This is a genomic window from Nocardioides marmotae, from assembly GCF_013177455.1.
Lineage (GTDB): Bacteria > Actinomycetota > Actinomycetes > Propionibacteriales > Nocardioidaceae > Nocardioides > Nocardioides marmotae.
Window position 1 is genome coordinate 3,208,282 of the sequence record NZ_CP053660.1, and the last position, 9,690, is coordinate 3,217,971.

Annotated in this window: 9 protein-coding genes; 2 read left to right on the forward strand and 7 right to left on the reverse strand. The window is 74.4% G+C overall.

Annotated elements, in window-relative coordinates:
- Nucleotides 1-56 precede the first annotated feature (56 nt).
- The 6 genes from HPC71_RS15310 to HPC71_RS15335 form a co-directional block, all read right to left on the reverse strand.
- The gene (locus tag HPC71_RS15310; protein ID WP_154613194.1) at nucleotides 57-896 is read right to left on the reverse strand and encodes an SDR family oxidoreductase; all 840 of its coding nucleotides are present in this window, start codon (nucleotides 894-896) and stop codon (nucleotides 57-59) included.
- Between the two features lie 261 nt (nucleotides 897-1,157).
- Nucleotides 1,158-2,684, reverse strand: coding sequence for a class I adenylate-forming enzyme family protein (locus HPC71_RS15315; protein WP_154614853.1), 1,527 nt, complete (start codon nucleotides 2,682-2,684; stop codon nucleotides 1,158-1,160).
- Nucleotides 2,681-3,733 (reverse strand): acyl-CoA dehydrogenase family protein, encoded by a 1,053-nt coding sequence (locus HPC71_RS15320; protein WP_154614852.1) that lies wholly within the window; start codon nucleotides 3,731-3,733, stop codon nucleotides 2,681-2,683. The genes HPC71_RS15315 and HPC71_RS15320 overlap by 4 nt, the downstream gene beginning before the upstream one ends.
- Nucleotides 3,734-3,749: 16 nt before the next feature.
- Complete coding sequence (locus tag HPC71_RS15325) at nucleotides 3,750-5,006, reverse strand: acyl-CoA dehydrogenase family protein (RefSeq protein WP_171896884.1); 1,257 nt, start codon at nucleotides 5,004-5,006, stop codon at nucleotides 3,750-3,752.
- A gap of 87 nt (nucleotides 5,007-5,093) precedes the next feature.
- On the reverse strand, nucleotides 5,094-6,692 hold the full coding sequence (locus tag HPC71_RS15330) for a succinic semialdehyde dehydrogenase (RefSeq protein WP_154614851.1): 1,599 nt from the start codon (nucleotides 6,690-6,692) through the stop codon (nucleotides 5,094-5,096).
- Entirely contained in the window at nucleotides 6,689-8,134 is a 1,446-nt protein-coding gene (locus HPC71_RS15335) for a cytochrome P450 (RefSeq protein ID WP_253943734.1), read from the reverse strand. The genes HPC71_RS15330 and HPC71_RS15335 overlap by 4 nt, the downstream gene beginning before the upstream one ends.
- Nucleotides 8,135-8,249: 115 nt before the next feature.
- Between HPC71_RS15335 and HPC71_RS15340 the strand changes: the two genes are divergently transcribed.
- Both HPC71_RS15340 and HPC71_RS15345 read left to right on the forward strand, forming a co-directional pair.
- Entirely contained in the window at nucleotides 8,250-8,858 is a 609-nt protein-coding gene (locus HPC71_RS15340; RefSeq protein WP_154613199.1) for a TetR/AcrR family transcriptional regulator, read from the forward strand.
- 39 nt (nucleotides 8,859-8,897) lie between these two features.
- A complete protein-coding gene (locus tag HPC71_RS15345; RefSeq protein ID WP_171896885.1) occupies nucleotides 8,898-9,338 on the forward strand; it encodes a DUF309 domain-containing protein in 441 nt (146 codons plus the stop codon).
- A gap of 19 nt (nucleotides 9,339-9,357) precedes the next feature.
- Here HPC71_RS15345 and HPC71_RS15350 read toward each other — a convergent pair whose 3' ends face one another.
- Nucleotides 9,358-9,645, reverse strand: coding sequence for a DUF1905 domain-containing protein (locus tag HPC71_RS15350; RefSeq protein WP_171896886.1), 288 nt, complete (start codon nucleotides 9,643-9,645; stop codon nucleotides 9,358-9,360).
- Nucleotides 9,646-9,690 lie beyond the last annotated feature (45 nt).

Here is a 9,690-nt window from a genome sequence, read left to right on the forward strand (position 1 = left end):
CGGTCACGGGGACGGGCGAGGTCGCGCAGAGGTATGGACCGGTCGGGCGCCGCCGGTCAGGCCTCGGGGCCCGCGGAGCGGCGGGCGCGCTCCTCGTACGCCGCGCGCGCCGCCGTGTCGGCCGTGCTCAGCACCGTGTCGGCGTGGGTCAGGTGGGCCATCGCGTCCATCAGCCGCCGCGGCATCACCGAGCCGACCTTGTAGATCGCTTGCGACCAGCGCGGCACCCACATCTCGGGCTTGGGCGACCGGACCGCCTGCTCGATGACCTTGGCGACGTCGTCCGCGGTCACCGCCTTGACCCCGCGGGCCTGGGAGACGCCGGCGGCGAGCTCGGTCTGCACGACGGTCGGCAGCACCGCGCTGACGTCGATGCCGTAGGGACGCAGCTCCGAGCGGATGGCCTCGCTGAACCCGACGGCGGCGAACTTGGAGGCGGTGTACGTCGCGCCGTCGGCGACCGCGACGCGGCCGACCGCGCTGGCGACGTTCACGATGTGGCCACGGCCCCGCTCGACCATGCCGGGCGCGACGGCCTTGGTGCCCAGGATGACCCCGTGCAGGTTGACGTCGACGATCGCCTTCGTCACGGCGTCGGGCTCCTTGAGCACCGAGCCCAGCGGCATGATCCCGGCGTTGTTGACCAGCACGTCGAACGGGCCGAGCGGAGCGACCGCGTCGAGGAACACGCGCCACGACTCGGGGTCGGTCACGTCCAGCGGCGCGGCCATCGCCCGGTCGCCGAACGGCTCGGCGACCAGCGCGGCGAGGTCGACGTCGCGGTCGCCGATGGCGACCTTGGCGCCCTGGCGGGCGAAGCGCTCGACGGTCGCCTTGCCGATGCCGCGGGCACCTCCGGTGACGATGACGGACAGGCCGGAGATCTCACGGGACATGGGGGTTCCTCTCGATTCTGACAGGGTGCCCTGTCAGTCTGGACAGTGACAGTGATCTTGTCAACGGGGGATCCATCCCCGCGCCTGCCGAGTCGGCACCTGTGACGCACCGAGTGGGCACTTCGTGCGCGCCGAGTCGGCACCTGTGACGCTCCGAGAACGCAGTTCCGGAGCAGGCCAGCAGCAACTGCCGACTCGACCGGCCACAACTGCCGACTCGGCCGGCCACAAGTGCCGACTCGGCAGCCGGGGCGGGCGGCCTCAGCCGTTGAGGATCGCGCGGACGGCCTTGCGGTCGGTCTTGCCCACGCTGGTGAGCGGGACCGCGTCCGCCACGACCACCTCGCGGGGGTACTTGTGGGCCGCGAGCCGGCCCTTGGCGTACGCGACCAGGTCCTCCCCCGTCAGGGTGGAGCCGGGCTGGACCGCCACCACGGCGACGACCTCCTCGCCGCTGACCGGGTCCGCGCGACCCACGCACGCCGCGGAGGTCACCTCGGGGTGGGTGAGCAGCGCATCCTCGACGTCGCGGGGGTAGACGTTGAACCCCCCGCGGATGATGAGGTCCTTGAGCCGGTCCACGACGTGGAGGAAGCCGTCGTCGTCGAGGTGGCCGATGTCGCCGGTGTGGAGCCAGCCGTCGACGACGGTGCGGGCGGTGAGCTCGGGCTCGTGCCAGTAGCCGAGCATCACCCCCGGCCCACGGACGCAGATCTCGCCGTCCTCCCCCGCGGGCAGCGCTCGGCCGTCCGGGTCGAGGATCGCGACCTCGGCGTGCGGCACCGGCCGGCCGACGCTGCCGGGCCGGTTGGCGTCCATCGTCGAGGCGGTCACCACCGAGCTGGCCTCGGTGCATCCGTAGCCCTCGAGGATGACCACGCCGAGCCGCTTCTCCACCGCCTCGCGCAGCGCCCCGGCCAGCGGCGCGCCGCCCGAGCCGAACGAGCGCAGGCAGGACAGGTCGTGCTCCTCGAGCGGCTCGGCCATCAGCAGGGCCAGCATCGAGGGCACCACCGGGCTCGACTCGAGGCGGTGCTCCTCGACCAGCCGGACCCAGCCGGGGGCGTCGAACCAGCGCTGGAGCACCGAGATCCCGCGCCGGTCGGAGTGCAGGCCGGCGATGACGACGTTGAGGCCGTAGACGTGGGACAGCGGCAGCGGCAGCAGCGACCGGGTGGTGTCCATGGTCCGCGCGACCGCCTCGAGGCCGGCGCCGCTCTCCCACAGGCCGCGGTGGCTGAGCATGACGCCCTTGGCCCGGCCGGTGGTGCCGCCGGTGTAGAGCAGCGCCGCGAGGTCGTCGTCGGCCCGCGGGTCCAGCGGCAGCGGGTCGGCGGCCTCCAGGTCGGCGTACGGACGGGTGCCGGGCGTGGGCTCGCCGTCCTCCCCCACCACGAGCACCTCGAGGTCCAGCCCCTCGCTCGCCGCCTGGAGCAGGGGCAGCAGCTCGGGCGTCACGACGACGGCCCGGGCGCCGGAGTCGGTGAGGATGTGGCGCAGCTCGGGCGGGGTCTGCAGGAAGATCACCGGGGTGACCACGGCGCCCGCGCGCCACACGGCGCGATAGGTGACGAAGACCTCCGGGGTGTTCATCATCAGCACCACGACCCGGTCGCCCACGCCGATGCCGATCTCGCGCAGGCCGGCGGCGACCCGGGTGGAGCGGTCGTGGATGCTGCCCGAGGAGTGCCAGGTGCCCTCGAAGAGCAGCGTGTCGTGGTCACCCAGCCGCTCGACGGAGCGCTCGGCGAGGAGGGCGAGGTCGTGCTCGCCGCGCCGCGCGCTCATCGGGCGGCCACCGCGGCCTCGGCCCGGGCGCCGGCCTCCGCCGACGGCGAGTCCTCGCGGGCGGCCTGGTCCAGCGCGAGCCGCGCGACCTCGTCGTACGCCGCCACGTCGTCGCCGAGCAGGAACCGGTCGACCTTGGCCCGGCGCCAGTACAGGTGCGCGTCGTGCTCCCAGGTGAAGCCGATCCCGCCGTGGACCTGGACCAGCGTCTCCGCGGCCGTGGTGAGCGCGGTCGCGGCGGCGGCCTTCGCGGCGGCCGCGGCGACCGGCAGCTCGTCGACGGCCTGGTCAGCCGCCCACGCCGCCCACCACACCAGCGAGCGGAGCTGCTCGACCTGGACGTAGGCGTCGACCAGCGCGTGCTTGACGGCCTGGTAGGAGCCGATCGGCCGACCGAAGGCGTGCCGCTCCTGGGCGTAGGCGACGCCGAGCTCGACCGCCCGCGCCGCGGAGCCGAGGTCCTCGGCGGCCAGGACGACGCGGCCGACGCGCTCGGCGTGCTCCCAGCGCAGCCGGGCGTCGGCGGCGATCACCGCGACGTCCTCCCCGAGCCGCACCCGGCCCAGGCCGCGGGTGGGGTCGATCGGCGCGGGCACCTCGACGGTGCCGGGCCCGCAGACCAGCTCCTCCCCGCGCCGGGCGAGGAAGGTGTCGGCGGACGCGGCGTCCAGGACGGGCCCGGTCGCGTCAACGACCGCGACCCGCAGGCTGCCGTCGGCGAGCCCGGCCAGCCGCTCCTCGTCGCCCGCCAGCAGCACCGCGGCCCGGGCGTAGGTGACCAGCGAGGGCCCGGCGAGCACCCGCCCGGCCTGCTCGGCCACGACGGCCAGGTCGAGCAGCGAGCCGCCCCCGCCGCCGGCCACCTCGGGCACGGTGATCGCAGCGAACCCGCTGGCCACGAGGGCGTCGCGGCCGGGAGCGAGCTCGGCGCTCGCCGGGTCGTCGGCCTCCAGCGCGGCCCGGGCCACCGCCGGGGAGGTCGAGCCGGCCAGGAAGTCGCGGGCGGCGGCGGCGAGGTCGCGCTGCTCGTCGTCGAGGTCGAAGTTCATCTCGTGCTCCTCTGGCTCAGGCGCCGGCGGCGGTGCCGGTGGCGGTGCCGGTGGTGGTGCCGGTGGTGGCGAGGCTCTCGCGGAAGGTGATGCCCTTGTCGGCGCGCGGCTCGGCCGGCAGCCCGAGGACCCGCTCGCCGATGACGTTGCGGAGCACCTGGTCGGTGCCCCCGGCGATGGCCATGCCGGGCAGGACGGCCTGGAGGTCCTGCCAGGTGCTCGACCCCTCGGCCGTGGCGGCGTACGCCGCGTCGTCGCCGAGGAGGCGCACGGCGAGGTCGGCGAGCTCCCGCGCCGCCCGGGTGCCGGCGAGCTTGCCGGCGGAGGCCTCGGGGCCGGGCAGGTCGCCGCGGCTGATCGCGGAGAGCTGGCGGTAGCCGGTGTAGCGGGTGCCGAGGCTGTCGACGTAGGCCCGGCCGAGCTGCTGGCGCACCAGGGCCTGCCGCTCCGCGGGCAGGTCGCCGATCCGGCCGGCGACGTGCTCGAGGATCGCCGCGGACCCGATCCCGATCTCGGTGCCGCCCCCGCCGAGGCTGAGCCGCTCGCTCATCAAGGTGGTCAGCGCGACCCGCCAGCCGTCGCCGACGTCGCCGAGCCGCTCGGCGTCGGGGACCTCGACGTCGTCGAAGAAGACCTCGTTGAAGTCCGCGCCGCCGCTCATCTGCCGCAGCGGCCGGACCGTGACGCCCGGCGCCTTCATGTCCACCACGAACATCGTCAGCCCGCGGTGCTTGGCCACGTCGGGGTCGGTGCGGGTGAGCACGATGCCGAAGTCGGCCAGGTGCGCGAGCGTCGTCCAGACCTTCTGGCCGCTGATCCGCCAGCTGCCGTCCTCGGTGCGGACCGCCTTGGTCCGCAGGGCGGCGAGGTCGCTGCCGGAGGCCGGCTCGCTGAACAGCTGGCACCACACGTCCTCGGCGCGCAGCAGCCGCCGGAGGTAGCGCGCGTGCTGCTCCTCGCTCCCGTGGTGGATCACGGTGGGGCCGCACATGCCGATGCCGATCAGGTTGATCAGCCCCGGGACCTCCGCCCGGGCGAGCTCCTGGTCGACGATGGCCTGCTGCATCGGCGTGCCGCCACGGCCGCCGGCCTCGACGGGCCAGGTGACGCCGACCAGCCCGCCGTCGTACAGCAGGGCCTGCCGGGCGCGCGCGACCTGGTCGTCGTACCCGCGCGCGTCACCGCGGCGGCCCAGCTCCTCGCGGTGCTCCTCGATGAAGGCGCGCACCTCCGCGCGCCAGGCCGCCTCGTCCGGGGTGTCGTCGAAGTCCACGACGCTGGTCCTCTCGGTTCGCCGGGGACGCGGTGGATGTGATCCACGCCACGTCCGGAGAACCGGACCATAGCCTCGGCGGCCGGGTCAGCGCGAGCGGATCCGGCGCAGCAGCCGCAGCTGGGCGTTGCCGAGCTTGACGAACGTCTCCAGGGCCATCCCCGGAGGCGGGCCGACCGGGCCGATCCGCGACAGCGCGATGGTCTGGGTCTCGGTGAATCGCTGGATGCCCTGGGCGCCGTGCCGGCGACCGAGACCGCTCTCCCCCATCCCGCCCATGCCGGCCTCGACCGAGCCCGCGGCGAGCGCGGCCCCGTCGTTGATGTTGACCGAGCCGGCGCGCACGCGGCGGGCCAGCGCCTGGGCGGTGCGGGTGTCGCGGCTGAAGATGCTGGCCGAGAGCCCGTAGGCGCCCTGGTTGGCCAGCGCGACGGCCTCCTCGTCGCTGCTCACCCGGTGCAGCGCGACGACCGGGCCGAAGGTCTCGCCGAGGCAGAGGTCCATGTCGTCGGTGACGCCCTCGAGCACGGTCGGCTCGAAGACGTAGGGGCCGAGGTCGGGGCGGGCGCGGCCGCCGCAGAGCACGGTCGCGCCCTTGGCGACGGCGTCCTCGACGTGGGCGGTCACCTTCGCCAGCTGGGCGGCGCTGGCCAGCGAGCCGACCTGGCAGGTGAAGTCGAAGGTCTGGCCGACCTTCAGCGCGCGGGTGGCGGCGACCAGCTTGTCGCGGAACGCGGCGTACACGTCCTCGCGGACGATGACGCGCTCGATGTGGATGCACATCTGGCCGGTGTTGGTGAAGACGGCGTCGACGGTGCCGGCGGCGGCCTTGTCGAGGTCGGCGTCGGCGCGGACGAGGAGCGGGTTCTTGCCGCCGAGCTCGAGGGAGGCGCCGACCAGCCGGCGGGCCGCGGCCTCGCTGACGATCCGGCCGGTGGCGGTGGAACCGGTGAAGCAGACGTAGTCGGCCGCCTCGACCAGGGCGGTGCCGACCTCCGCGCCGGGCCCGGCGACGACGTCCCAGACATGGGCGGGCAGCCCGGCCTCGGCCAGCAGCGCGCGGGTCCACAGCATGGTCAGCGGGGTCTGCGGGTCGGCCTTGCTGACCACCGAGCAGCCGGCGAGCAGCGCGGGGACGGCGTCGCCGACGCCGAGGTAGAGCGGGTAGTTCCACGGCGAGACGATGCCGACGACGCCGCGCGGCACGCGGACCTCGCGGACGCTGGTCACCAGCGGCATCGCGCCGCGCACCGGACGGTCGGCGAGGTAGGCCGCGGCGCGCTTGGCGTAGTGCCGGGTCAGGTTCGCGACCTGGAGGATCTCCATCCAGGCGTGGTAGCGGGCCTTGCCCATCTCCCACTGGACCAGGTCGATGACCTCGTCCTGCCGCTCGAGCAGCAGGTCATGGAAGCGCAGCAGCACCTCGGCGCGGGCGGCGATGCTCAGCCGGCCCCAGCCGGCCTGCGCCGACCGCGAGCGGACCACGGTCGCCGCGACGTCGTCAGCCGAGCAGCTCGGCACCGGCGCGGTGGGCCGGGCGTCGTACGGCGCGGTCGCGGTGAGCGTGCCCTCGCCGCCGGTCACCGGCGCGGAGACCCAGCGGGTCCAGGAGGCCAGCTTGGCGTCGGTGACCCAGGCGGGCCGCGCCGGGGCGGGGATCGTCGTGGCGTCGAGCGTGGTGGTCATCGGGTCCTCCGCAGGTCGATGGGCTGGCCGTCCTTGGGGAACGGCAGGGAGTGGTTGTTCATCGGCGCGACGTACCCGGGGTCGACGCTCCACTCCCAGCCGCGAAGCAGGTGGTGAAGGACGGCCTTGACCTCGGCGCCGGCGAAGTACATCCCCAGGCACTTGTGGACGCCGCCGCCGAAGGGGTTCCAGGCGTAGCGGTGGGACTTGTCCTCGCGGCGCTCGGGGGAGAACCGCTCGGGGTCGAAGACCAGGGGGTTGGTCCACAGCTCCTCCATCACCTGCGCGAACTGCGGCGCGAGCACCACGAAGGTGCCCTCGGGGATGCGGACGCCCTGCACGACGGTGTCCTTGACGACCTGGCGCAGGACGACCGGGACCGGCGCCCGCAGCCGCAGGCACTCCTTCATCACCCAGTCCATCGACTCCAGGCCCTCGAGCTCGGCGAGGGTCGGGCGCGGGCCGAGGGCGAGCGACTCCTCGCGGCAGCGCTCCTGCCAGACCGGGTGCTGGCCGAGCATCTGGAGCATCGTGGAGAGGGTGATGGTCGAGGTGTCGTGCGCGGCCATCATCAAGAAGATCATGTGGTTGATGACGTCGTCGTCGCTGAACCGCTCGCCCTCGTCGCTCTCGATGTGGCAGAGCTGGGAGAACAGGTCATCGGTGCGCACGGCCCGCCGCGAGGGCAGGTAGTGGCGCAGGAAGTCCTCGAGCACCTCGCGGCCGCGGTGGCCCCGGCCCCAGCGGGTGAACGGGAGGTCCTTGCGGACCACCGCGGCGGCGGCCTGCACGCAGGCGATGAAGGCCTCGTTGACCTTCGCCATCTCCTCGGGCGAGGTGTCCTCCGCGCCGCCCATGAAGATGTCGGCGGCGACGTCGAGGGTGAGCTGCTTGAGCGAGGGGTAGGCGCGGAAGTCGCGGTCGCGGCCCCCGTCGGCCCAGCCGGCGAGGCCGGCCTCGATCGGGGCGTGCATGCGCGCGGCGTACGCCTCGAGCCGGTCGCGGGTGAAGGCCTGCTGCATGATCCGCCGGTGCATGTGGTGCTCCTCGAAGTCGAGGAGCATCAGCCCGCGGTCGAAGAACGGCCCGACGAGGTAGGTCCACGCGGGGCCGTTGGCGAAGGCCTTGTCCTTGTTGCGGAAGGCCTCCTCGCACGCGTCGGGGCCGAGCAGCATCACCCAGCGCTGGTTGAGCATCGAGAACGGAGCGACCGGGCCGTAGTGGTCCCACTGGTGGCGGAAGAGCGCGAAGGGGTCCTTGGCGTACTCGAAGGCGCGGCCGAAGACCGGCTTGCCGTGGTCCTCGGGGCGGATCGGCGGGAGCTCGCGGACCGCGGCCCCCTCCCCCTCGGCGGGACGGGCGGACCGGGCGTTCCGGGCGGGGCGATCGGGGCTGGTCGGGGAGGTGGGGGTGGTCGGGGAGGTGCTGAGGTCGAGCGACACGGTCGGCTCCCTGGGGGGTGGGTCGGGTGGCGTGGGGGGTGTGACGGGCGCGACAGGCATCGCCAGCATCATTTAGACAGGGCGTCCTGTCAACCTTCTGTGAGAGGGTGACGGCATGGCTGTGCAGTCCGGGACCTATCGCGGCGTGAGCGCCGAGGATCGCGCCGCCGAGCGGCGCGAACGCCTGCTCGAGGCGACCCTCGCGGTGTGGTCCGACCCCACCGAGGCACGCCCGACGATGACGAGGATCTGCGCGGCGGCAGGGCTGACCGAGCGCTACTTCTATGAGTCCTTCCGCTCCCTCGACGACGCCCTGACCGCGGTCATGGACGCGATCGCCACCGAGATCGAGCAGGTCAGCCTCACTGCGGCCGACTCCGCGGGCGACGACCCCACCGCCCGAGTCCGCGCCTCGGTGCTGGCCTTCGTCGAGCTGATCCAGGCCGACCCGCGCAAGGGCCGGGTCGCGATCATCGAGGCCGGAGCGATGCCCGCGCTGCGCCCCCGCCGCACCCAGCTGCTGCGCCACTTCGCACACCGGGCGGCCGAGGAGGCGCGCGACCACGGCGTGGACTGGAGCACCCGGGAGGGCGAGCTGGTCGGCCTGCTGTTCATCGGCGGCATGGCCGAGCTGATCACCGCCTGGCTCGACGGCGCGCTCGACGCGACGCCGCAGGAGCTGGTCGACACCGCGACCCGGATCTTCGTCGGCGTCTTCCGCTGACCTCCCCGACCCCAGCCGAACCGAGCCGAGGAGGACGCCGTGGTCGACCGCGACCGCAACGCGCGGGGACGGGCCGAGCAGGCCCGCCCGCGCGACGAGCTGGGCCGCCCGCTGCCGTACGGCGCCACCGGCGTCGAGCCGATCTCCGAGGAGCCGCTGCCGCCGACCGAGACCCTCGCCCTCGCCCGCGAGCTCCTCGACGCGGGGCGCCCGTTCGCCGCGCACGAGGCGCTCGAGGTCCGGTGGAAGACCTGCCCGGCCGAGGAGCGCGAGCTGTGGCAGGGGCTGGCCCAGCTGTGCGTCGCGCTGACCCACCACGCCCGCGGGAACCCGGTGGGGGCCGCGCGGCTGCTGGACCGGGCGGCCGGACGGCTGGCGAGCCACGAGCGGGGCGGCGGGCCGACGTACGGGCTCGACCTGCCCGCGGTCGTCGGGTGCGTCCGGGCGACGCTGACCGGGGACGGACCCGAGCCGACCTGAGCGTGCCGAGCGCGCGGGGTCAGACGTCGATGGTGAGCACCAGGTCGACGACGTCGCCGGTGGCCACGCCCTCGGCGCGGCGGGCGGCGAGCTTGAGCGGGACGACGTACGAGCCGTCCCTGGGCCACAGCGCGGTGGTCCACCGCGTCCCGCCCATCCGCACGGCGACCGGGATCATCCCCCAGCCGTAGGTGACCGCCGCCGCGACGTCCGCCACGACCGCGGCGTCGTCCTCGGGGAGCGCCACGAAGTGGTGCGGCGCGGGGCCGCGCCACTCGAAGACCGGACCGGTCACCTCCAGCTCCACGCTCCCGACCCTAGGCGCGCGCCCTCCCCCGCGTGGGCCATTGAC